This is a genomic window from Vibrio gallaecicus, assembly GCF_024347495.1.
In the GTDB taxonomy this organism is placed as follows: Bacteria; Pseudomonadota; Gammaproteobacteria; order Enterobacterales; family Vibrionaceae; genus Vibrio; species Vibrio gallaecicus.
In genome coordinates, this window is sequence record NZ_AP025491.1 from 1519476 (window position 1) to 1543201 (window position 23726).

Annotated in this window: 24 protein-coding genes; 11 read left to right on the top strand and 13 right to left on the bottom strand. The window is 40.6% G+C overall.

The window, feature by feature from the left end; translation table 11 throughout:
- Positions 1-118: 118 nt before the first annotated feature.
- Entirely contained in the window at positions 119-964 is an 846-nt protein-coding gene (locus OCU78_RS21600; protein ID WP_137371712.1) for an alpha/beta hydrolase, read from the bottom strand.
- A gap of 95 nt (positions 965-1059) precedes the next feature.
- Positions 1060-1647, bottom strand: coding sequence for a TetR/AcrR family transcriptional regulator (locus OCU78_RS21605; protein WP_137371713.1), 588 nt, complete (start codon positions 1645-1647; stop codon positions 1060-1062).
- A 272-nt stretch (positions 1648-1919) separates the two neighbouring features.
- Here OCU78_RS21605 and OCU78_RS21610 point away from each other — a divergent pair, with 272 nt between their 5' ends.
- The 3 genes from OCU78_RS21610 (at position 1920) to OCU78_RS21620 (ending at position 4830) form a co-directional block, all read left to right on the top strand.
- Positions 1920-2876, top strand: coding sequence for an AEC family transporter (locus OCU78_RS21610; RefSeq protein WP_137371714.1), 957 nt, complete (start codon positions 1920-1922; stop codon positions 2874-2876).
- A 172-nt stretch (positions 2877-3048) separates the two neighbouring features.
- Entirely contained in the window at positions 3049-4092 is a 1044-nt protein-coding gene (locus tag OCU78_RS21615; RefSeq protein WP_137371715.1) for an acyltransferase, read from the top strand.
- 90 nt (positions 4093-4182) lie between these two features.
- Positions 4183-4830, top strand: coding sequence for an START domain-containing protein (locus tag OCU78_RS21620; RefSeq protein WP_137371716.1), 648 nt, complete (start codon positions 4183-4185; stop codon positions 4828-4830).
- Positions 4831-4937: 107 nt separating this feature from the next.
- Here the strand turns inward: OCU78_RS21620 and OCU78_RS21625 are convergent, their stop codons facing one another.
- The 4 genes from OCU78_RS21625 to OCU78_RS21640 form a co-directional block, all read right to left on the bottom strand.
- Entirely contained in the window at positions 4938-5498 is a 561-nt protein-coding gene (locus OCU78_RS21625) for a DNA mismatch repair protein (RefSeq protein ID WP_137371717.1), read from the bottom strand.
- Between the two features lie 8 nt (positions 5499-5506).
- Entirely contained in the window at positions 5507-5893 is a 387-nt protein-coding gene (locus OCU78_RS21630; protein ID WP_137371718.1) for an MAPEG family protein, read from the bottom strand.
- Positions 5894-6701: 808 nt separating this feature from the next.
- Positions 6702-7169 (bottom strand): YjiG family protein, encoded by a 468-nt coding sequence (locus OCU78_RS21635; protein WP_137371719.1) that lies wholly within the window; start codon positions 7167-7169, stop codon positions 6702-6704.
- Positions 7169-7906 carry a nucleoside recognition domain-containing protein gene (locus OCU78_RS21640; RefSeq protein WP_137371720.1) on the bottom strand — a complete coding sequence of 246 codons (738 nt, stop codon included), beginning with the start codon at positions 7904-7906 and terminating at the stop codon, positions 7169-7171. The genes OCU78_RS21635 and OCU78_RS21640 overlap by 1 nt, the downstream gene beginning before the upstream one ends.
- Before the next feature lie 484 nt (positions 7907-8390).
- On the opposite strand from OCU78_RS21640, the gene OCU78_RS21645 reads away from it, so the two are divergent.
- Entirely contained in the window at positions 8391-8555 is a 165-nt protein-coding gene (locus OCU78_RS21645; RefSeq protein WP_261856057.1) for a hypothetical protein, read from the top strand.
- 180 nt (positions 8556-8735) lie between these two features.
- Positions 8736-10199 (top strand): sodium:proton antiporter NhaD, encoded by a 1464-nt coding sequence (gene nhaD, locus OCU78_RS21650; RefSeq protein WP_137371721.1) that lies wholly within the window; start codon positions 8736-8738, stop codon positions 10197-10199.
- Between the two features lie 166 nt (positions 10200-10365).
- Here the strand turns inward: nhaD and OCU78_RS21655 are convergent, their stop codons facing one another.
- On the bottom strand, positions 10366-10839 hold the full coding sequence (locus OCU78_RS21655; protein WP_137371722.1) for a methylated-DNA--[protein]-cysteine S-methyltransferase: 474 nt from the start codon (positions 10837-10839) through the stop codon (positions 10366-10368).
- Between the two features lie 91 nt (positions 10840-10930).
- Positions 10931-12400, bottom strand: coding sequence for a DNA-3-methyladenine glycosylase 2 family protein (locus OCU78_RS21660; RefSeq protein WP_137371723.1), 1470 nt, complete (start codon positions 12398-12400; stop codon positions 10931-10933).
- Between the two features lie 223 nt (positions 12401-12623).
- Between OCU78_RS21660 and OCU78_RS21665 the strand changes: the two genes are divergently transcribed.
- Positions 12624-12827: a hypothetical protein gene (locus OCU78_RS21665; protein ID WP_137371724.1), complete on the top strand. Its 204-nt coding sequence runs from the start codon at positions 12624-12626 to the stop codon at positions 12825-12827.
- 223 nt (positions 12828-13050) lie between these two features.
- On the opposite strand, the gene OCU78_RS21670 is transcribed toward OCU78_RS21665, so the two are convergent.
- On the bottom strand, positions 13051-13941 hold the full coding sequence (locus tag OCU78_RS21670) for a LysR family transcriptional regulator (RefSeq protein WP_137371725.1): 891 nt from the start codon (positions 13939-13941) through the stop codon (positions 13051-13053).
- 276 nt (positions 13942-14217) lie between these two features.
- Between OCU78_RS21670 and OCU78_RS21675 the strand changes: the two genes are divergently transcribed.
- Complete coding sequence (locus OCU78_RS21675) at positions 14218-14574, top strand: DUF413 domain-containing protein (RefSeq protein WP_137371726.1); 357 nt, start codon at positions 14218-14220, stop codon at positions 14572-14574.
- 94 nt (positions 14575-14668) lie between these two features.
- Here OCU78_RS21675 and OCU78_RS21680 read toward each other — a convergent pair whose 3' ends face one another.
- The gene (locus OCU78_RS21680) at positions 14669-14926 is read right to left on the bottom strand and encodes a DUF3081 family protein (RefSeq protein ID WP_137371727.1); all 258 of its coding nucleotides are present in this window, start codon (positions 14924-14926) and stop codon (positions 14669-14671) included.
- Between the two features lie 397 nt (positions 14927-15323).
- On the opposite strand from OCU78_RS21680, the gene nagB reads away from it, so the two are divergent.
- Positions 15324-16124 carry a glucosamine-6-phosphate deaminase gene (nagB, locus tag OCU78_RS21685; RefSeq protein ID WP_137371728.1) on the top strand — a complete coding sequence of 267 codons (801 nt, stop codon included), beginning with the start codon at positions 15324-15326 and terminating at the stop codon, positions 16122-16124.
- A 314-nt stretch (positions 16125-16438) separates the two neighbouring features.
- Positions 16439-16837, top strand: a complete 399-nt coding sequence (locus OCU78_RS21690; protein WP_137371729.1) for a DUF2061 domain-containing protein — start codon at positions 16439-16441, stop codon at positions 16835-16837.
- Positions 16838-17025: 188 nt separating this feature from the next.
- Here OCU78_RS21690 and OCU78_RS21695 read toward each other — a convergent pair whose 3' ends face one another.
- The 3 genes from OCU78_RS21695 to OCU78_RS21705 all read right to left on the bottom strand — a co-directional run bounded on the left by OCU78_RS21695 (position 17026) and on the right by OCU78_RS21705 (position 20856).
- Entirely contained in the window at positions 17026-17562 is a 537-nt protein-coding gene (locus OCU78_RS21695; RefSeq protein WP_206383697.1) for an MltR family transcriptional regulator, read from the bottom strand.
- 50 nt (positions 17563-17612) lie between these two features.
- Complete coding sequence (locus OCU78_RS21700; RefSeq protein WP_137371731.1) at positions 17613-18761, bottom strand: mannitol-1-phosphate 5-dehydrogenase; 1149 nt, start codon at positions 18759-18761, stop codon at positions 17613-17615.
- A 208-nt stretch (positions 18762-18969) separates the two neighbouring features.
- Positions 18970-20856: a PTS mannitol transporter subunit IICBA gene (locus OCU78_RS21705; protein ID WP_137371732.1), complete on the bottom strand. Its 1887-nt coding sequence runs from the start codon at positions 20854-20856 to the stop codon at positions 18970-18972.
- A gap of 653 nt (positions 20857-21509) precedes the next feature.
- On the opposite strand from OCU78_RS21705, the gene OCU78_RS21710 reads away from it, so the two are divergent.
- Complete coding sequence (locus tag OCU78_RS21710) at positions 21510-22376, top strand: glycerol kinase (RefSeq protein ID WP_137371733.1); 867 nt, start codon at positions 21510-21512, stop codon at positions 22374-22376.
- A 505-nt stretch (positions 22377-22881) separates the two neighbouring features.
- The gene (locus tag OCU78_RS21715; protein ID WP_137371734.1) at positions 22882-23538 is read left to right on the top strand and encodes a nitroreductase family protein; all 657 of its coding nucleotides are present in this window, start codon (positions 22882-22884) and stop codon (positions 23536-23538) included.
- Positions 23539-23726 lie beyond the last annotated feature (188 nt).

Sequence of the window (23726 nt, forward strand, 5' to 3'; positions counted from 1 at the left end):
ATGCCATTCGTTTCAATCCCTTAGCTACATTCCTGCAAAACCCATTGTCCAACCTACTTTATACGTGCTGCTTGCCTGCAAAAGAGCAGATAAGAATAGAGGGAATAGGTAGGCCTTATTAAATCAGATTATCGAAACTCTCAAACACTTCCTGACATTTCATTACCCGCCCATGACCTTGCCCTTGAGTGGCAACCAAGTTGACCTTTTCCATTTCATTCGCAGCACGCTGTGACACACTAAACTTCGTGAACTTGTCTTTTTCATCATGAACGATGATAGTACGAGAAGACCGTAGCGCTAACTTGCCATATGGATCGACAGATTGAATTGGGTAGTTAAACTGCTCTTCAACTTCCCCTACCACCGCTTCAAATAGTTTCATGGAATAGCCCGAACGCGCAACGCTGCCAAACAGGTTATCTAAATAGTCCAATACAGGAGCAATCAGTAGTAGCGGTTTGTTCTCAAGCTTTGCGTGTTTGCACTCTAATGCTGAAGCTGTTCCCATACTATGCCCAACTAAACCCACCACTTCATCCGCTGAATCTAAAATCGCTTCTAAGCCATTAACAAAAGCAGGTATATGACCATGAACGCCGTCACTGCCGCCATGAGCAGGGTGATCATAAGCCAGAGCAGTGAAACCTTGCTTAGCAATATGCTCCATCAAAGGGTAAAACTGGCTAGCAGTACCTGACCAACCGTGAGTCAATACCCAAGTAGGTCCAGCGCCAAGAGAGTAGGTTTTTAAGACTCCATCACGCCCAACCACTTCAGCTTTGGCTAAACCTTTTGGCTCTGCATTTTTTGCTTCTGTTCGCACAGGCGTAAGCAGCAACTTTCGAGCCGTTTTCTTGGCATGAGATGGCGCTAGAATATAATGCAGGTTCGTTGTCGCGCCTATCAAGCTTCGTTTAAAGCTGAATTTATTCGAAGTATTAAAGTAGATTTTTTCACTCATGGCTCTGTCCTTATGCCAACCGCCCAAAACGAACGACCGTGCTTTTTATTAGTCTAAAAAAGGAGGACATGCCTCCCTATTATGTTTGTTCTGCTTTATTTCCAGCTGGCAATAAGGCGTTCAACCCCTTGCCAGAAGTGACGATGGCTCGCTTGTTGACCTTGAAGCGAATAAAACAAATTTGCACTCAAATACAAACCATAAAGTTCGAATGTCGCTTGTTTTGCATCTAAGTCCGCTCGAAACTGTTTGCTTTCTATTGCCTTAGAAATTTGAATCGTTAGATATTTAATCCAAACGGCAATGGTGTCTTGCAACGCCTTTTGAATAGGAGAGCTTTCACTAGAAGCATCTTTCCAAGCATCAATAAACATGCAACTACCTTGAAACGAATGATTCCAGCCCAGCCAGTTTTCTAATAACTGCTTTAACTTGGCTTCAATGTCTGTATCGCCTAGCACGCGAGCGGGGGCAATAACACGTTGGGTAAAGATGGCGTTTGAATACTCTAAAACCGACACTTGTAAGTTTTCTTTTGAGTTAAAGTGAGCAAAAAGACCACTTTTCGACATGCCACATTTTTTTGCCAGCTCACCAATGGTTAAACTTTCTAAACCATTCTCACTAGCTAACTCAAATGCACAGCTCAAAATGTATTCTTTCGTTATTTTACCCTTACTCATCATTCACCAAAACTATTACTCATCCGGTCACTTCATTCTTAATGATGTTATTTTTAGCACGTTCGTACTTTTTTGCAAATTTTCTTTACCTCAATACCCAAATTACTTTGTTGAAAGTCTAAATTGTGGAAAAATGCGACAGTATTCATACAAAAACTGAGCACTAAGTAGTAGACAAGGTACTTAATATTAGCCTTGTCATTAAGCATTAAGCCGCATAACTCATTGGATTGAATTTAAGTTAGCCACCAATTCATTTATAAGGAATATTCATGACATCTCTATGGGAGCAGTTTGCTTTTTCAGCCTCTATAACCGGTCCTATCTGCTTGATGCTAGTCTTGGGAGTCATACTGAAACGAGTCGGTTTGATTAATGAAAATTTTATTGATGTTGCCTCAAAAGTTGTCTTCCAAGTCACTTTACCTGCCATGTTATTCCTCAGTATTGTTCAATCTAATCATGACTTTTCAGCAAGCGCGAAGCTGGTTATTTACGGATTAATCGCTAACTTTCTCTTTTTTCTATTCACCATATTCACAACTAAACTGGCGATAAAAGATCCTAGAGACAGAGGGGTGATTGTTCAGGGGGGATTTAGAGCAAACACCGCCATTATTGCCCTAGCTTACGTGGCTAATATATATGGAAATGAAGGCGTTGCGCTTGCTGCGATTTACGTGGCTTCAACAACGGTACTTTACAATATTCAAGCCGTCATAGCCTTAACACCTAAGGGCGAAGAGTCTGGCGGAAAAGCCATTCAATTGATCATCAAAACACTCACACGTAACCCTTTAATTATATCGATAGCCTGTGGAGTTCTGTTTTATTCGTTATCAATTCCCGTCCCCAAAATGGTCGCTGACGCGGGTCAGTACTTTGCCAATATGACCTTGCCACTTGCTCTTTTATGTACTGGTGGGTCTCTGGACATTCGCTCACTAAAGCATGATAAAGGACCGACTTGGTTTGCTACTGGCTACAAACTGATCCTTTCTCCATTAGCCATTACCCTTGGCGCTTTGGCCTTTGGGTTCAAGGGATTAGACCTAGGTTTAATCTTCTTGATGAGCGCCGCTCCAACCGCTGCAGCCAGCTATGTAATGGCAAGAGCCATGGGGGGGAATTCGACCTTAGCGGCCAATATTATTGCACTCACTACCTCGGTATCTCTTATCACCTGTACTGTCGGTATATTTATTTTATCTACGGCTAATTTGATTTGATCTCATTTACAAATTGGGAGTGATATCGCACTCCCAAGCGCCTAAACCATGATTTAAACCAACAACTAAAGAAGAAATACTGATAACTTTTAACTCATATTCTAGCTTTGTTTCCCCAACGAACTCCTGATTCACAAGGGAAATTTCCGCCTTATTTATATTGAGAAAAATTATGTCAGCATCCTCCTTATCGCCAACTCGTCAAAAAATTGCGAGCCTTGAATTTGGGCGCGTAATCGCAATATTTGCCATTATTGGCTTACATTGCCAAATGGCTCTTACCTATTGGCAAGTGGATGGCATTCCTTGGGTGGGTTATGTACTGAACCAAGCATCTCGATTTGCTGTACCTCTATTTTTCTTGATTGCGGGTTACCTAATTCAACCTAAACTCGCTCAATCTCCTTGGCAAACTCTCACCTCCTACTCCAAACCATTGCTGAAAGTGTGGGTAGTATGGAGCATCATTTGTTTAGCTACCCCGTTTAATATTAAAAATGTTATTGAGCATGGTTATTTGGGCGAACGTGAAGGCTACTGGGGGTACCTCATGTCGAACCCGCTGAATTCATTGATGGAAGGTGGCTTGGTTCATTTGTGGTTCTTACCAGCTTTGATATGTGCCGTGCTTATCATCACGATTTTGTTAGATATGAAGTTAGGTAAGTTTGTACTTCCTATCGCGATAGGGCTCTATATTTATGGTGTATTGGCTGGCAGTTACGTCAACATAACTGAATTGCCTTCACCATTCTTCACTCGCAATGGACCCTTTTTTAGTACGTTAATGGTGGTTATTGGATTCTCCGCAAGAGAAAATCGTTGGAGCCTATCATCTCGTCAAGCCATTCTGATGGCTATCATCGGAATGCTCATCCACTTTTCAGAAGCTTATGCTCTGACATTTGTAAATAGCCCATTCAACACCCATGATTTCTTATTTGGAACCGCCTTATGGGGCACTGGTATTTTTATGTGGTTGCTTGCTAATCCTAACTTCGGACAATCTACGTGGGTAAACTCGATTTCAAGCCGAACGCTAGGCATATACGTGAGCCATTTATTGGTGGTGATCCTCATGTTCAACATTGCAGGCGTATTCGAGATACAAGGGGTCGCTAAAGATCTACTTGTGTACCCAGCAACATTAATCATCAGCTTTTTATTAATCGCAGCAATTGAAAAAACACCTGCGAAGACATGGTTACTTCGCTAATTAATCATCATATTTATTAGCCTTCACATAAAAGCTATTACCGATTTTGATGTAAACTGAATCGGTATAGCTTTTTATTGATGGATTAATATGACCGCTAACCCACTGCTGCTTCTATGCTTTTTCTGCTTACCGGCTTTTGCTCAAACTCCCCTACCATGGCTGTTTGAAACAAGCGAAAACGGAATTACATTACACAAACGTCATCATACAGACGGACTAATTGAAATACGGGCACAAACCTTTGCTCAAACCAGTTACTCCGGCTTTCTATTATTATTAGAAGACAGTAAAAATGTGCCTAAATGGATTGATAATGTCGAAAACAGTTATGTTCTCCAGCAAATATCGGCAAATGAAAATATTGTCTATACTCAGTTTCTCGCTCCTTGGCCAGCAAAAGATAGAGATATGGTGACCTACTCTCGATACCAAATCGAAGATGGTCAGTTTGTTCTCACCATCAAAGACGCATCAAGCTACCTACCCTTACAACCCAGCTATATTCGAATTCTTGGTGTTAAAGCCCAATGGGTTTTACAACCTTTAGATAATGGCACAACGCACATCACCTACACCGCTTATGCCGATCCCGGCGGAGCATTACCAGACTGGCTGTCGAACAAACTATCTGTTTCAGGCGCACTATCGACCTTTAAAGGGCTAAAAGAACAATTGCCCAAATATCAAAACAAACAACATCCTAATTTACCAAAAGAAAAGGTAACTATAGAGTGATGATGGTGGGAGCACAGCTAAAGGAAGAATGGAGAGGCAAAGAATATAAAAGGCTTTCTAGCCGTAAGCAGCTAATAGCTAATAGCTAATAAATAGTTAGCCGCCAGCTAGGACTTACGGGCAAGGTCTCTTGCTAGAATTAAAGCTAATCCGAAAATTTGTAGAAACAAGGCAATATTTTTGTAAAACGCCATTTTATCTTCCAACAGCTGCATCGTTTCGGAAAGCCCTAAATTCTCTAGATAGAAATCATCTATTCTTGTTCGTTCTGCTTGTTGGGCTGTGTTGATCAGCATCATGATTTCAGAAAGATTGGAAATCTCAATAGCCGGTACGTTACCACCAACCCAAACCGAGAGTTGTCCCCGTAACGCATCGCTCAATGCAGAAGCTCTTACAGGAGAAGAATAAAGAGAAGAAGGAGAGTTAGGAGGATGAACGGGGGATCTATCTAAATGCAGTAAAATCGACTCACGCTTGCGCTCTAATGTTTCAATCGAATTCCAAGCCAGTTGTATCGAATATATATTGCTGCTTTTTTTCTCCCCAAACGCCGCCTGTTCAGAGACTAATTCATCTAAAACCAAACTAGATAGCACAATCGACATAATGTTCAGAACTAACCCAGATAAAACAATCATCCATGCAGGCGGAAGGCGTAATGCCATAAAATTCCCTAAAACATTTTATCAAAAGGTAAGTAAACCAAGTTTAGAACAATCAAACTCACCATGCTTAAAAGCGTCATGATCATGCCTTTTTTACGCCCGGTGAGGCTGCGCCCAAGAATCCCTTTTGCATGGATAATACGCCCTATAATAAATACCAAGCCTGTTGCATGAATAAACCATATATTAGCGCCATTCATCTCTAACAGCCCCATAAGAATTACAGTGATAGGAATGTAGTCCATGGCATTACTTTGTGCCGATCGCGCAATTTGCAATGATTCTATACCACCATCGGCATGCGCAATTTGATTCAACTTTCTTTGCTTAATCACTTCAAATGCTAGCCAAATCATTAACACGGTGAGTAAAGATGCATAAAGTGCCGTTACCATAATATTTCCTAATTAATTCATTTCTTTGGTCAATCTAGCCAACTCACCGTCGATCAGCAAATTTAAGTTATCACTAACTTAAACAGTGTTACTTAAGTCACGACTCTATTCATTAATATATGGTCTCACCGCTAATGCTGATCTGATTTTTATTCTCTTTAATTGAACAAGTAGAGTTATCACAGCCCATTTTTCATCTAAATCGGCATGATCTTTAGATGAGGCAACAAAGGGTTATAATTAGATTTGTAAGAGATCTCGCACACGGCATGTAGGATATGACGCTTTCTTACCGTTATCCTTTTGTTGAGTTAGCCTCTAACCAATTGATACATAAATGTTAATAATTACAATAAACAACCAAATGCATATTTTTGTTATTTTTTAACCATTGTGAAGAACTTCAATAGAGTGTTTAATTAATGGGTCGACAGGATGTTGGCAGGAACAGGACAAACCCTAACGGATTAGGTATCTTCAGGATGAAGATTTGATGGCTTAGGACGAGTTATCAGCAAGGATGTAATGCTCTAGGAAAGAGTTGCTAGTCAGGAAGATAGGCTTAAAGGACACCGCTAGGATGGCGATGGATAGGAAAGGTTAACGGATTTAACCAGTTCAAGGAACGATGCAGGGAGCATACGTTACCTTATTGAAGAATAAGTAACAGCGTCAGTAGCAGGATAGCTACAAAAAGAATAGACCCCGTTTGGTGAAAGCCAAGCGGGGTTTTCTATTTTAAGCAGCTTATTACCTAGCATCTATTCTAAGAAGTTAATATCCATATCTAATTAGATACAAGGCTGCTCTACAATATGATGTTCATTAAGAACATGGCACCAAAAGCATTCAATACTGATATCGCTATCATCACTGGGATATAACGACCTTCCGTCCCAATCGGCCCCATTATACGGCCCATATACTGAACTTGAGAGCCCATAAGGTAAATGGCAGGCGCAAGAATCGCAATATGGTCACCATTCAAGATCCCTTGGTCAAATAACGTAATAACAACACCAACTGCGCCTCCCATCGACATCCAAGCACCAATCAAAACCGCAGCAGCTTCTCCAGGTAGACCAAAGACAGCCATAATAGGTGCAAATACGTTACCCATAAGCTCAAGGGCACCTGTAATCTGCAGCGCTTTAATTATCACAAAAGCCATAAGCACATTTGGTACAGTAGAAGTTGTGGCTATCACCCACCCTTTCTTCGCACCTTCTACAAAGATATCGGTCACCATAGGCTTTTTCGCTTTAACATCGCTCATTATGCTGTCTCCTCTGTCAGTTTCTCATCTTTCTTTGGCTGAGATTTATCTTCTTTACCTTCCGTGATATTGAGGTAAATACGGAATATATTTGCACCTACAAATTTGAATACAAACATCACCACTACTGCTAAACCAATAGAAGAAGTCACCGCTAAAGACCCATCAATTGCAGTTAACGTGAATAACACCGCACCAGAAGAGAAGAAGTTCACAATGGCAGCACCTGCGGTAAACTGAAACATGGTAAAAATATCCGTTTCACGTTTCGTTAGGTGGCCTTCATCTTTGAGTTGACGAGTCATTGCAGCACCTGCATCGGTACTTTGCAGTGAGGCTATAAGCGCTAAACCAGAATTTCCTGGAATACCCATTAGTGGTCGAAGTAGAGGAGTAAGAAGCTTACGGGCAGCTTCAAGTGCACCATAATGCTCAAGTACGTTGATCATACCTAACGCGAACATAACTGTAGGAATCAAAGTTAAAGCAAAAATGAAACCATCACGGGCACCACTACCGCCATTACCACGCAGAGAAGTCGTCGCCGCTTGCACACCATCCGCCGTTTCACTGACATCATAAGCGACCTGACCAAATGAACCATTCAACGTAGTGAAATCAAACACTCCATACCATTCATTTGATTTCATTAGTCCAGAAAAAAATACGACAGCAAACGCCAACGCAATATAACAACCGATGGTAACTTTACGATCGGACTTAACAGGGTTAGTCATAAAAACCTCTATACATCTTGTTTATGTGGAACAGAACACTTATGCATTGTGCTAGAGATCAGACCACCTTCTTATGACCGAAATCAACAAGATGATAAAGTCATACAACTTAGATAAATTAATATATAAAACTGTGATTTCGAGTTAAATCGGAAATTTACAACCATAAAACCACAGATAAATAGAACTAATAACTAGTATTAAATCAATACATTATCAATATCAAATATCCTTTGTTAGTGTAAGAGATCTCTCACGCTGAAATTTACAACCATTACAAGAACAATTAAAAATCAACAACTTAATAAATGAACAAGTAATGATTTAAATGTAAATTCCATACGGTATCTGACCAATAGACTACAGCTTAGGTACTGAGCTCATATAAGAAGTATTTGAGCCCAATACGAAATACCCTATTTCAGGCATTATATAAAATCGCGCTCAAATAATAGTATTAAGAAAGGCGACAACTGCTATGGAAATGAACACAATCAAGTATCAAGTAATGGGCTGCGGTAAATGGATCTCAGCAACCGTATCTCGTATTGTCGCGCTTAAACTTGCCGCCGAATATGAATCATATGGCTGGCCTGTGGAGGTTTGCTCGGCAGATATGCCTATAGAGGTCGATCAGAACGCAGCTTAAAGCGGTATAACTTCTTTAGGTTCCTGAACAATTAAGCTGACCTTCCTAAGCTCCTCCAATTTATGGTGGAGCTTTTTCATTTCAGCTTATCGGCTTATTTTCGATATCAATCACACTTAGCCCTTTGATTTACGTCTACTATTTTTACGCGTGTTAATTCCCTATTAACTTGGAGCGTATATGAAAGGCATTCAGCTAACGGTTCTTCTCTCATCTTGTTTCGTTTCATCGTTGGCTGTTGCTTCATCAATAACACCCACTACAGCCATATCATCCGCAGGATCAGCGCTCAATCTGACTCAATCTTTTTATGGTTATCTATCGTTAGTCATTTTCACCATTGCCTACACGGTTGTCATGCTTGAGGAGTACTTAAAACTTCGTAAGTCAAAACCTGTATTGCTTGCTGCAGGTTTAATTTGGATCATCATTGGTTTTGTCTATAAAGAGCACGACCTTACTGAAGTCGCACAGCAAGCACTTGAGCATAATTTATTGGAATACGCTGAGCTTTTACTTTTCTTACTCGTGGCGATGACTTACATAAGTGCGATGGAAGAGCGTAGGTTATTTGATGGCTTACAAGCTTGGATGGTTGGAAAAGGCTTCGACTTTAGGTCCCTATTTTGGTTAACCGGCTTTCTGGCTTTTTTTATTTCCCCTATTGCCGACAACCTAACCACCGCTTTATTGATGTGTGCAGTGGTCTTAAAGGTCGCAGGCTCCAACACTCGCTTTGTCAACATTGCTTGCGTTAATATCGTTATTGCAGCCAATGCTGGTGGTGCTTTTAGCCCATTCGGTGATATAACCACCCTGATGGTATGGCAGGCTGGGCACGTCAGTTTTTCTCAATTTATGCCACTATTTTTACCCTCCGTTATTAATTATTTAGTTCCAGCGTTGATCATGTCTTTCTTCCTTCCAAAAGATCAGCCTGATACGGTTCATCAGCATGTCGAGCTAAAACGCGGTGCTAAACGTATTGTTCTGTTATTTATATTCACAATTGCGACAGCAGTAGCATTCCATGCAGTACTTCACTTCCCTCCTGTAATGGGAATGATGATGGGGCTCGCCTATCTGCAATTTTTTGGCTATTACCTAAGAACCTCTTTGCCGAACTCTTTAGCGAAAAAGAAAGCACTCGCCATTGCTAACCATGATGAAGGAGCATTAAGGAAATTAGGTTCCGTTGTGCCATTTGATGTATTTAGACGAGTATCCCATGCCGAATGGGACACGCTTTTATTCTTCTATGGTGTGGTTATGTGCGTGGGAGGACTAAGCTTACTGGGTTACTTAGAGTTGGCTTCAGGGATCATGTATAACCAGTGGGATCCCATTTGGGCTAATGTTGCGATAGGCGTACTTTCGGCTATTGTCGATAATATTCCGGTGATGTTTGCGGTGCTTTCAATGGAACCTGAAATGTCGATGGGTAACTGGCTATTAGTCACATTGACCGCAGGTGTGGGCGGAAGCTTACTTTCAATAGGTAGTGCTGCTGGCGTAGCACTTATGGGCGCGGCACATGGTAAGTACACGTTTTTTGGGCATTTAAAATGGATGCCGGTGATTGCAATTGGTTATGCAGCAAGTATCGCAATACACCTTATGTTGAACCAAGCACTGTTTAGTTAAGCTCTGTTTGATGCAATACCTTGCCACAGCTATCCAAATCTGAGCTTGGCTAAATAACCAAAGTACGAGTAGCAATTACTTTTATCACGAATTAAAAATCCGCTTATTCATCAGTAAGCGGCTTAGTGCTCTCCAAATCGAACTATTTTTATTCTTAAATTAGCGTTTAGATCGCTTGTTCTAGTTCCAATAGTTTTTGCTTGCGTTCAACACCACCCGCGTATCCCGTTAACTTACCGTTTTTTCCTATCACTCGGTGACACGGCACAATAACGGAAACCGGATTCTTTCCATTTGCTAACCCGACAGCGCGCACTGCTTTGGGGTTTCCAATGAAATCTGCAATTTGTTGGTAGCTCCATGTCTCACCATAAGGGATCGCTAACAATGCTTGCCAAACCGACAACTGAAATTCCGTTCCCTTCGCGGCAATAGGCACAGTAAACTCTACCTTCTCACCCGAATAATATTGGCTAAGTTCACGAATGGTTTGCAGTAGCGCAGGGAACGAATCATCTCTAATTCCGAGCTCTTCAGGTTGAGTCGTATGAACTTCAAACCAAGCACCCAATAAACCATCATCGTTGGCTTGTAGAGTCATTTGCCCCAATGGGCTTTGGTAATATGTGAATCGATTCATTTTCGTATTCTCTTTCAATCGCTATTCAAGCCAGTTAATAAAATTCAAACTAGGCGCTATAGATTCAAACAAGATATTAAAAATACAAGCACTACTGATTCCAGCAATGGAAAGTGGCGTAGCTTCCCCAAGGGGAGACACTGTCTGGAGTAATGTTTGGTTTATTCTCAATAAATTTCTTAACCACAAGATCCCCAGATAATAAATGGTTGGGCTCACCTAACCCACGTAGCAAAGCATATTGAATCGTCCAAGGACCAATACCCTTCAATGCTATCCATTTACTTGGGTGTTCATGGTCATTTTCAACCATGTATTCCGCAAATCGCTTTAAAGTTTCTTTTCGGCTGTTAGGCATTCGTAAAAAGCTCAGGTCAGCAGCAGAGACCTGCTCCGGAGTAGGAAAATAAAGACGTTCATCAGTTTTATCTTCCTCATTACCTTTACTTTGTTCATAAGCTTGATCACTCGTACTTGAGAGTTCACTAGGTGCTGATGATTGATTAACGGCTAAACCATTAACTGATAGTTCTTCAACCAAGAGATTCAATTGACCAATCGCAGCTTTGACTGATACTTGTTGCCCTAAAATGGCACGAACACCAGCCTCCCATGTACTCAATACACCAGGAATTCTAATCCCACTTTGTCGAACTAACTGCGGATCAATGGATTTAAAAAAGGCTTCAATTTTTGAAATGTCGACATCTAAATCGAACATTCTTCTTATGGACGAAGTCAAACTTCTCAGCTGGCTAATATCACTGAGTTGAAATTCAATATCGAGTGTGTTGTCTTTAATTAAAGTCGCTTTAAACCAACCTTTAACACCATTAATGACCACTGTACGCTGGTAGTCATTTTCTCCAATCAGCTCGACACCAGCTATCTGCCTCACGCGATAAAAATTCAGCATATGCTGCCAATTTAATGGGTGACGAAACCCCAATTGAATATGGTTTGATACGCTTTCCATAGGCTTAGATTTTCTCACTTGTGTGGGGGATAGTTGCAGCGTTTTACTAAAAGCATCATTAAAACGACGGGTACTATTAAAGCCGCTGGCAAAACCAATATCAGTAATACTCATTTGGCTGTTGTGCAACAATTGTTTAGCAAACATGAGCTGTAAGTATTGGGCATATTGTTTAGGGGACACACCCAAATAGGTGTCAAATAGCTGCCTTAAATATCGGTCTGAAATACCTAACCGTTCTGATAGTTCAACCGTACTGCCAGAGCTTAAGCTGCCAGCGTCTATCAGCTTTAGGGCTCGTAGAAAGGTCGTTTCAACACCTTTCCAAGCAAATGATGAAGGCGCACTATCAGGACGGCAGCGTAAACAAGGACGATAGCCAGCCTTCAATGCCTGAGCTGGATTGGTATAATATTCAACATTCTGCTCTTTTGGCGGATTAGCTGGGCATATGGGCCTGCAGAATATTCCCGTCGTTTTAACCGCTATAAAAAATACCCCATCAAAACGTGCATCTCTAGCATGCCTAGCTAGACTGCATTGCTCATTAGTGAGGTCGCTATAGTCATGAATTGTTTGCGTCATGGTGAAGCTCTACTAAACACTGTTGATAGAAAGTGTATCGTTATTCCACCTAAACACTAGCCACTTTCGGAACTGAATAATCGATAGCTTTAAAGAAAAATTGTATTTTTTAGGATTAGTTAGCTATTTTTACTTAGTCATAAATTTATTTCTAACACCGTCAGGAAGTGGGTACTTTGCACAAAAAGATGCGAAGACACGCTTATTCATAAGGATATTGGCTATGAATCTACACACTTGCAGAATTGTTTTAAAAAACCATAAAGTGCTTACCTGCCAGTCAGTTGAGCAATCTCTCCTCCACCTAGAAAGCTTGGGTGATAACGGAATTTCTCAAATTCAAATCGATGCAAGCGATGGGCATCAAATTTACTCTTATCAATCTCACTCATTAGAAGAGTCGCTAGAAAACCTAATGAACCTTTAATTTCGCTAATGTGTAAGTCCAATAGGGCACAAATCACCCAGACTATAGTTCATTAGTCCGGAAGCTTTTTAATCATAAAGTTCATTAGCTCGAAATGAATTCGAATAAGAAATTTCAGGTATAAAAAATGGCTCCTATCGACAGGAGCCATTTTCGTATTCAAAGCAATAGTATCTTAGACTGGCTTATTTTAGCGGTAAGCCCACTAAGGATACTTTCACCTCTAATCTGTGGCTGGCTCTGCAGCTTGTTGTAACGTATAAGCTGTAGAAGGGTCTATCTCTTTCACCAGCTCTTCAACTTGCACTATCGCCTCTACAGAAGTACTGCTCTTACGATAGCTTAAGTAAATTGGACGATACCAATCTTCTACACCCGTCACCTTATAGAGCTGACCAGAAGCTATAAATGGCTCAACTAAAGATGCAGGTAAATAGGCACTGCCACCTTTTTCTAAAATAAAATCTAACGCAATACGAGCAGTTGAAGTACGTAGGTAAGGTGCGGGTACTTTAGGGTGACGCTCAGCGTGTTCAGAACCAAAACGGGTGCCCCAATCGACATACACGTATTTATGTTCGAATACAGATTCCAAGTTGTCAGGCTTTGTCGACACCAACACTAAAACTAGATCAGCCACTTTCTTACAATTTAGTTCTTCTGCTTTAATTTGGTCGAAAGCAAACGCCATATCTAAAGTGCGTTCCAGCAAGTTTCTATTCAGTTGCTCCCGCCCCATCACTTCAGCCATGAAACCATACCCACCGAATGAGTCAGTCACCACACTTAAACAATTTTGTAAGTACGCATCCCAAATATTCGGGGTTCCGCCCAACGTTAATTGAAGTGCTTTTCCACTTTCTAAAGACAACTCAAATTTTGCCTGCTGCAAAGTGGTGACCATCACTTCCGCGTAACCGATCAAACGCTCACCAGAAGAAGTGAGCTTAATGTTATTACGGTCACGAATAAAAAGCTGAGTGTCAAAGTAGCTTTCTAGCTGTTTGATACGAGCACTTACTGCCGCTTGAGTCAGGTACAAATTTTCTGCAGCACGACCAAAATGTCGCACTCTAGCAACCTCAAGAAAGGTTCTAAATACTTTCACATCCATCAAATACATCTCTGTAATAAATCTGCTAAATAGCCGATCTAGGATTGTTTATCGTAAAGGTAAAAACGTTTTGTTTTTCATTTTTGCCTTTTGACAATATTTTCGCGTGAACCACTATTGCTTTCTCGTGAGGCATCATTTCATGCGAACAATAGCGGCATGTAAACAACTATTTTGTGTAAACAGCAGTTACTTATACAAAGCTTAGTTTTTACGTGAACAAACACACAATTTTCTATCTAACTATATTATATCTAACCATATATTGAGGCTGATATGTCTGAGACTGAATTCCGACACGGAAAAAAACGTTTTTATGACACCAATAAATTCCCACGAGGTTTTGCCAAGTCAGGCGATTTTACTCTTGTAGAAGAAGAAATCCTAACCTTGTTTGGCGATACTATGCTTGCGCTTGAGACTGGGGAGCTGCTACCTACCAACTCTGAAGAAAAACATTTTTTAAGAGTATTAGCTCATCCGCATAAAGCTAAGTCAAAATTAGAGCAAGTGTGGCTTAAGTACATCAGGCTCGCTCGCGGGCGTCGACGTTTTCATACTTTGAATGGTTGCAAGCGCGCAGGCAGCTTTAGGGAAGAGTACGAGAATGACCTCGTTTTAGAAGAAGATTAGGCTCTTTGCTAGTGCCTGCTTTACCAAAATAAAGCGGGCACTTCATTTCTAGCCTTGTCTTTGTCTTACCGCGTAATTTGAAATTCCAACCAGGTTAATGCTCTTCTAGTATTTTGTGCAGCTTTTCGAATAGTCGGTTTTTTTTATCTTCATTGGCATAATCAATATGATAACGTTTTAGGTCTTTTACTTTTAATTGCGCCCCTTCCGTTCTCATACGGATTTCTTTTTTATCTTCATTCCAGCTACTTTCAACACCTTCATACATTTTACCAAGAGCAGTGTCCTTGCCTAGATGCATAATTAGGGAATGAGCTTGAAAAATTTCTTTCGGGCTAATCTTGTAAACCATAGTTGACTATTCACTCCGCTATCTTCATTGATGAATCATTTCACTGAAGCCGTGTTTTCTGTTTGAGCAATTTTTATGAAGCTCTGTTTTTTGAAGCTCTGTTTACGGGAATAACATTTTACTGAAGCTATATTTGACTATAGCAATGTTTGCTTAAGTATAGGTTTGAAGCTTGTATTGGCAAATAGATATATCGACCATTTATTATTCATTAATTCTTCTTTAACTCTGCCAATTATCCACATATAGACAGATTAAGTTTTGAGCTAATTCGCACATCTACCACGCTAATTTGTAAAAATTTGACTTAAAACAATAGCAGATCACATCAACTTATTTTATAATGCGAATTAATGTTTCAGAATACTAAAATTTATTATATCTAGGGGCTACATCAATGAGACTGATTCCATTAAGCAACAAAGCAAAAGTAGGTAAATGGGCTGCACGTCACATCGCAGATTCTATCAACAAATTCGCTCCAACTGCTGAGCGTCCGTTTGTTCTAGGCCTTCCTACAGGTAGTACTCCTTTAACTACTTACGCTGAGCTAATTGAACTGTACAAGGCTGGCGAAGTAAGCTTCAAAAACGTTGTAACATTCAACATGGATGAGTATGTAGGCATTGATCCTAACCACCCAGAATCTTACCGTACTTTCATGCACGAGAACTTCTTCAACCATGTCGATATCCAAGCTGAAAACATCAACCTTCTTGATGGTCAAGCAGACGACATCGATGCTCACTGTGCAGCATACGAAGAAAAAATCCGTTCTTACGGCAAAATCAACTTGTTCATGGGCGGCGTAGGCATTGATGGTCACATCGCATTTAACGAGCCAGGATCTTCTCTATCTTCTCGCACTCGTATCAAGACATTGACTGAAGATACTCGTATCGCGAACTCTCGTTTCTTCGATGGCGACATCAACCAAGTTCCTAAATACGCACTAACTATCGGTGTTGCTACTCTTCTTGACTCTGAAGAAGTAATGATCCTTTCTGTAGGTCACAACAAAGCGCAAGCTCTTGAAATGGCTATCGAAGGTTCTGTAAACCACATGTGGACAGTTACTGCTCTACAGATGCACCGTAAAGCTATCATCGTTGCTGATGAGCCAGCTCAACAAGAGCTTAAAGTTAAGACTTTACGCTACTTCCAAGAGCTAGAAGCTGAGAACATCCAAGACCTATAATTTTATTAGGCTTGAGACCACCTCTCGCATGAGCGTTGAATCGAGATCTAAGATCATGGTTAAACGTTTATGAAAAAAAATCCGATATTGAGCTCTCAGTATCGGATTTTTTTATATCTATAAAGCAGTAGGGAAAGAAAATAGCTTCATCCTATTACTGGCAATAATTATACGTTTTCAATTCTTCAAAATTATAGACACCAATCCAATCGCAAAAACCTATTAACTTAATAGGAATTCCCCACTTCAACCAATGCGAATAATTATCAATAATATCCATATAGACACAGAGCATTATTTATGAGGATAGTACGATGATCAAGACAGCAACGTTTGCAGCAATCCATTTTACCATTGCAACCTTGGTCGCTTTTTCGTTAACAGGCGACTTCTTACTAGGCAGTTTGATTGCCATGGTAGAACCATCCATTAATACCGTCGCCTTTTACTTGCATGAAAAAGCATGGCAGAAAGTACCTTATCTGAAGCGTCATGAATCAATGACTCAAATAAAAACCGCAAGTTTTGCTGTCATTCATTTTAGCGTTGCATTTACTGTAACTTACGCATTAACAGGCGATGCTTTTATTGGTGGACTGATGGCAACTATTGAACCTGCAATTAATTCAGTCGCGTATTTTTTCCATGAAAAAGTATGGCTTAAAAGAAAGCAAGAGAAGGGGTTTGCTAGCAATGGGATGGTTTGTGCGTAGCTCTATACATTCATTAAATTAAAACTAAATGCAAATTTGAATTATCAATAAATTGAGGCAGTCATTCAATACACAATAAGATTAGAGTGAGATGCCTCAATTGAATAGTTTCTTGGCTAAAATTGGTGAAATAGAATACCAAATGGAGAACTTAGCTCTAAGACAAAAGCTAAGTTCAGGTATATCGATTAAGAGGTCAAAGCATTCTCTCTGCAAAGCAGGTTTACTATATCGGTGATAGCCAACACAATGGTTGACTGAACTTTCTGATGGTGTCGACCTAAGAACATTTCCAGCATAGGTCCTGACATGGTTTTCACCAGGTCTTCGTCGTAATCGATAGGCATAATTTTCTGGATTGCATTGACTCTATTCAATTCAAACAACACATCGACTTCAGTGAAGCTCACATTGTTATCTTGTATTTTTGCCCACTCTTTTAGTGTGACAAAAATTTCAATGTCGTCATACACTTCTTTACTGATTACCCCTAAACCTAGCAGAAGTTTCCCTCTCACCATAATGTCACCAAGCGGACCATCGTTGCTCAGTAGAGGCTCCACAACAAATTTAACTGCGTAATCATCCTTATGGAAGATGTTGTGCAACAAAGCATCCACAGTATCATCCAGCGCATCATAAGCTGCAAGCAAACACTCAGAAGCGCTATCGGCTTCAGATAGCGCTTCTAATAATTCAGTTTCATGGCTCGGTTGTATTGGCATAGCGGCTCTATAATGGAAAAATGCCACGTTCGTGGCACTTTGGTGAACTATCATTTCAAGGCTAAGTAAGCTTGTTCTGCTAGTTTAACAACTTCTGAGTCACTATTCAGCTCAGAATAATGCGCTAATGTCTCAACGAAGCCTTTTTCAGCAAACATTGCTTGAAGTTCAACCGCTTGAGGGTCATCTTCATTCTTGTAAAGGAATGCAGCTGCAATACCGTTCAAGAGGTGCCCATTCGGAAGGTTGTATTCTAGAGTACCATTTAATGGCTTGATTAAACGATCTTGAGGGCTCAATTTACGAATTGGCTGACGACCAACTCTATCTACTTCATCACGTAAGAACGGGTTCGCAAAACGACCTAGGATTTTTTGAATGTAAGTAGCGTGCGCTTCTGGGTCAAAACCGTAACGCTTAATCAATACTGCGCCACTCTCTTCCATTGCTGCCGTCACTTCTGCGCGAATTACATCATTTTCAATCGCATCTTTAATCGTTTCATGACCGGCTAATACACCTTGGTAAGCCGTGATTAAGTGACCAGTATTAAGAGTAAACAGCTTACGCTCAACAAACGCCATTAGGTTATCTGTGCATTCCATTCCAGGAATGTTTGGGATCTCACCTTTGAATTGAGTTTGGTCAACAATCCACTCGCTGAATGTTTCAACGGTTACTGCTAGGGGATCGGTTTCACCCGCTTCTGCAGGCGGTACAATACGGTCTACTGCTGAATCAACAAAACCAATGTGTGCTTCAGTGAACGCTTTCATTTCATCAGAAAGGTGCTCTAAAACGGCAGCTTTTAATTGGCTCGTACCACGAACCATGTTTTCAGCAGCAATGATGTTCATTGGTGACGTATTGTTTGCTGCAGCACGCTTCTCGATACCTTGAGCAATCGATTTTGAAATAATCTTCAGAACCGTTGGACCAACCGCTGTCGTAACTAAATCAGACTCTGCAATGCTGTCCACGACGGCACCAGTTGCTGAATTAACCGCAGTAACGTTTTTAACCACTTCTACAACGCACTCTTCACCAACGATTTTTACTGGGTACTCATTACGTTCAATTAGTGCATTCACAACCGTTTCATTTACGTCTGCGAATGTTACTGCGATGCCTGCATCTGCTAGTAATTTACCAATAAAACCGCGACCGATGTTACCTGCACCAAAATGTAACGCTTTCATAATTTTAAACCTTATAAAGATTGAATCTACATAGATAACGACTCAACAACATGCCATCAATCTCGTGGCATTAAGCAGTCAGCTATCCAGACTGAATGGCGGTTAACTAGCTGAAGTAACCACTCTATAAAAATCAATTTAGGCCCAAAATGAGACCAGTGGGGGGGACACTGGTCTCTTCACTCGGGAGCCTAGACTAGAAGCTCGATTACTTACCGTTGAGGATTCGAAGTACATCTTCAGGGTTAGATGTAGACTTCAAACACTCAATTGCTTCTTCGTCATCAAGTGAATTCGTAATAGCCATCAGCACCATGTTGTGCTCATCACCTTGAGCCGCGATACCAATAACAAGCTTAGCGATATCATCTTCATCTTCGCCCCACTGAATACCTTCAGGGTATTGACAGAAAACGATGCCTGTTTTCTGTACGTACTGTTTAGCTTCGATAGTACCGTGAGGCACTGCGATTGATTCACCAAGGTAAGTCGTTACAAGCTCTTCACGGGCAAACATGCCTTCAACATATTCTGGAGCAACGTTACCAAGCTTCACTAGTTGCTCTCCGGCAAACTTAATAGCGTCTTGTTTTGACGTCGGCTTCATGCCTAAAAAGATGTTATCGCTTGTTAGTGTTAGCGTGCCTTGAGGCTCTTCTTCTGTAACCGGAGCTACTGCTTTCACTTCACCGGTTTGCGCTTCAATTAATTCAACAATTAGGTTGTCGTATACATGACCGTCTAAGAAGTTATTCAATGAAATATGCACCGCTGATGTCGCGTGCTTACGAGCACGGTCAGTTAAATCTTTGTGAGTCACAACAATCTGAGAGTCTGCAGGCAAATTGTTGATAGCAAGGTTGGTTACGTGAATGTCTAACCCTGCCGCTTCCACTTTCTTACGTAGTAGACCAGCACCCATTGCACTTGAACCCATACCTGCATCACAAGCAACGTAGATAGCGTTCACGTTAGACATATCAACCGCTTGACCAGTCACTTGACCTTTAGAAGAAGCTTTCATGTCTTTCATTGCACTTGATGCTTTCTCTAGTGAACCTTCATCTTCACCAGCATCACCTTGTGTCTTCATTAGAAGAGATGCGACTAGGAAAGAAGTACCTGTTGCAGCGATTACAGAAAGAATTACGCCAACAAATGATGCTTTCGGAGTAAGAAGCAAGATAGCGATAATTGAACCTGGAGATGCTGGAGATAAAAGACCTGAAGCAAACACTACGTTTGTGAATACACCAGCCATACCACCTGCGATAACAGCAAGGATTAAACGAGGGTTCATTAGCACGTATGGGAAGTAAATTTCGTGGATACCACCGAAGAAGTGGATGATAGATGCACCAGCCGCAGATTGCTTAGCATTACCTTTACCAAATACCATGTACGCTAGAAGAAGACCAAGACCCGGACCTGGGTTTGCTTCAATAAGGAAGAAGATTGATTGACCAAGTTCTTCTGACTGCTGAATACCAAGTGGTGAGAAAATACCGTGGTTAATAGCGTTATTTAAGAAAAGGATTTTTGCAGGTTCAACGAAAATTGATGCAAGAGGGAGAGCACCTGCTTCAACCATTACGTTCACACCAGCCGCAAGACCAGAAGAAAGCACTTTCACTGCAGGGCCAATTGCCATGAAGGCAATGATGGCGCAGATCATACCAATAATGCCGGCAGAGAAGTTATTCACAAGCATTTCGAAACCGCTCTTCACTTTACCGTGAACAGCTTCATCGAATTTCTTGATTGCGATACCACCGAGTGGACCAACAATCATCGCGCCCATGAACATTGGGATATCAGTACCAACGATAACACCCATGGTGGTGATAGCACCGACAACCGCACCACGGTCGCCACCTGTCATCTTACCACCAGTGTAACCAATCAAGAGTGGTAGTAGGTATGTGATCATTGGACCAACCATTGATGCTAACGTTTCGTTAGGCAACCAACCCGTTGGAATGAATAGAGCAGTAATGAAACCCCACGCAATAAATGCGCCGATGTTTGGCATCACCATGTTGGATAGAAAACGACCAAAGTTTTGAACCTTGATCTTCGCTTCTGGAGATAGCATAGGTAGAACCCCGTAATGTTTTGGACGGCCAAGTGGCCAAAAAATGTGTCATCAAAAGTTGATTGAAATGTATCACAAGATTTTTAAAATGCACTTAACGAGAAAAATCGAGACTCAAATCACAAAATAATGGACAAATAGTATTAATCATACAATTTAAGATCACAAAAACACTATGTTTGTTAGTTACAAAGCCAAATTAACGATAATGATTATCAATACATATTGATACAAATCACACTTTAATGCCGACCACTAAAAAATAAAAAGTGACATTTATCACATAAATAATAATGTCAATATTTTAACAAGGAAAATAAGAGCAAATGTACAGCGTACACTTGAATGAGATATGAGCCCACCTGCATATAAAATACCATTTGTGTAATAAAATTACACAAATCCCAGTATATTTGAGCGTGCTGTCAAAAATCCTAAAAAGCATAGAACCAACAAAGTGTGATCTAGCGCTGCATATTCGATATGTACGGTCCATATAAGTCTTATATGATCACCACCAACGCTTCACTTCATACAACAGAGCAACAGTACTGGCTCATAAATCAGAAACTAAACGAAGTGTAGTGTAGTACTCACCCACACTTTCTAGATAAAATGCAATCCATACTCTCGTGTGATTAAAGGGATATTAAATGCCAGAAAAACACTCAACTTCCTCGATGGCAAAGCTTAGACAAATAGATGCAAAGCAGCTTTTTAGTGAACTCAAAGCCTCTGGGTATATAGTGAGAGCAAAAGATAAATGGGTACTTACTGAACGAGGTGAGAAATTTGGTGGGGAATATGTCGAGCACAGCAAATTCGGAACATTTATCGTCTGGCCAGAAAACCTACTGATTGATCATGCATCTACATCTGGAAAAAACTTCACCGCCACACAAGTTGCCAAGCACTTCGAGCTTAGTGCAAAAAAGATTAACCTACTCCTAAGTGAATTAGGATGGATTGTAAAAAGTGAACAAGGTTGGCAAATCACAGAAACAGGCTTAAAAGCAGGCGGCGAGCAACGCGAAGATAAGCAAACCCAAAATCAATATGTGGTTTGGCATGACACGATTGTTCGCCATAAAAGGCTTCGCCAGTCGGTTGTGGAGTTTTTAGGTCAAGATGCTGAAAGCCATTCAACTGATGCCTCACTTTCCAGTTTCAGGCAAAAATTTGAAGCCAAACATCGAACACTAGATGGTCATTATGTTCGTTCAAAAGGCGAGCTAATCATTGATAACTGGCTCTATATGGCAGGCGTAGTACACGCTTATGAGCGCCCTCTTCCTATTGAACAAGATGTGATGAGTGATTTTTATCTACCATCTGGCAAAGTCTATGTACAATATTGGGGAACTGACAGCGGTAAGGTTGATGATAAAAAACGCATCGCCACGACTCTCATTTATGAAAAGCATGGCTTTGCTTTGATTGAACTATTCCCAGACGACATTGCCAATCTAGATAAAGTGCTACCTTTTAAGCTTCGTCAATATGGTATAAAAGCGTATTAATTTATACGCTTTACTCCAAGCTTAGCCTTCCTTTCTATCTATCTATCTATCTATCTATCTATCTATCTATCTATCTATCTATCTATCTATCTATCTATCTATCTATCTATCTATCTATCTATCTATCTATTACGACAGCACCTTCTTATACAACCAACAAACATTTTGAAGATAGTTTAGTCACCACTTCGATTTATATGGACATAAACTGGTAAGTAATAAGAAAAACTGCCCCAAAAGGCAACTTAAGATCACATTAACCACTTCATTATGGATTTAATTATCCATAGTGATTAGGGATCTTTGCCATTTTTTTTATCCACAACTTCGATTACCTTATGCTCATCGACTTGAGCAACCGCAGAGATTCGATAATTGGGTAAGGTCGATACCCATTGAAAACAGAATGATTGATTCTGTAAATTTTATGGGCTGTCTGTTTATTGTGAACGTCATTGAACATTAAACCCTTCAACATTTAGTATTAAAGATATTAGGATTCAACATGACTCATCCAATCATCACTGATTTAAACACTCGCTACACTGCAAAAAAATACGATGCTGAAAAACGTGTTTCTGCGGAAGACATGGCTATCATCAAAGAAGCACTTCGTTTATCGGCTTCTTCTATTAACTCTCAACCTTGGAAATTCATTATCATTGAGAGTGACGAAGCGAAGCAACGTTTCCACAATACTTTTGAAAACATGTTCCAGTTTAACCAACCGCATGCAAAAGAAGCGTCGCACACTATTCTTTTCGCTCACGATCCTAAGTACACAAAAGAAAAATTCGCTAAACGTGCTGACACTGAAGTAAGTTCAGGTCACCTACCAGCGGAAATGTACGAACAGTTCCTAGGTGCTTACGCATTCGCAGAAATGAACACAGATGAAACAGGTTTTAATGGTAACTGGACTAAGTCTCAGGTTTACATTGCACTTGGCAACATCATGCACACTCTTGCTCGTCTAGGCATCTCATCTACACCTATGGAGGGTGTTGACGCTGCAATGATCGGTGAAGAGTTCGCTGATGAACTTGAAGGTCACGTTGTTGATGTAGCGCTAGCAATCGGCTTCCATAAAGAAGGCGAAGACTACAACCACGGTAAACCAAAAGCTCGTCTAGCTCTTGATGAAGTGGTAACAACGCTTTAATACTAAGCAATAGTGCTTGTGTTAGACATACCGCTTTAAATATTAGGTCAGGCTCAGCCTGGCCTTTTTTATGCGTAAAACACTTTTTAGTGCATAAAGCATTTGATGCCAGAAGCTAAAATACAAAACTTAATTTTAGCCATCCTCTTATCCTCTTATCCTCTTATCCTCTTATCCTCTTATCCTCT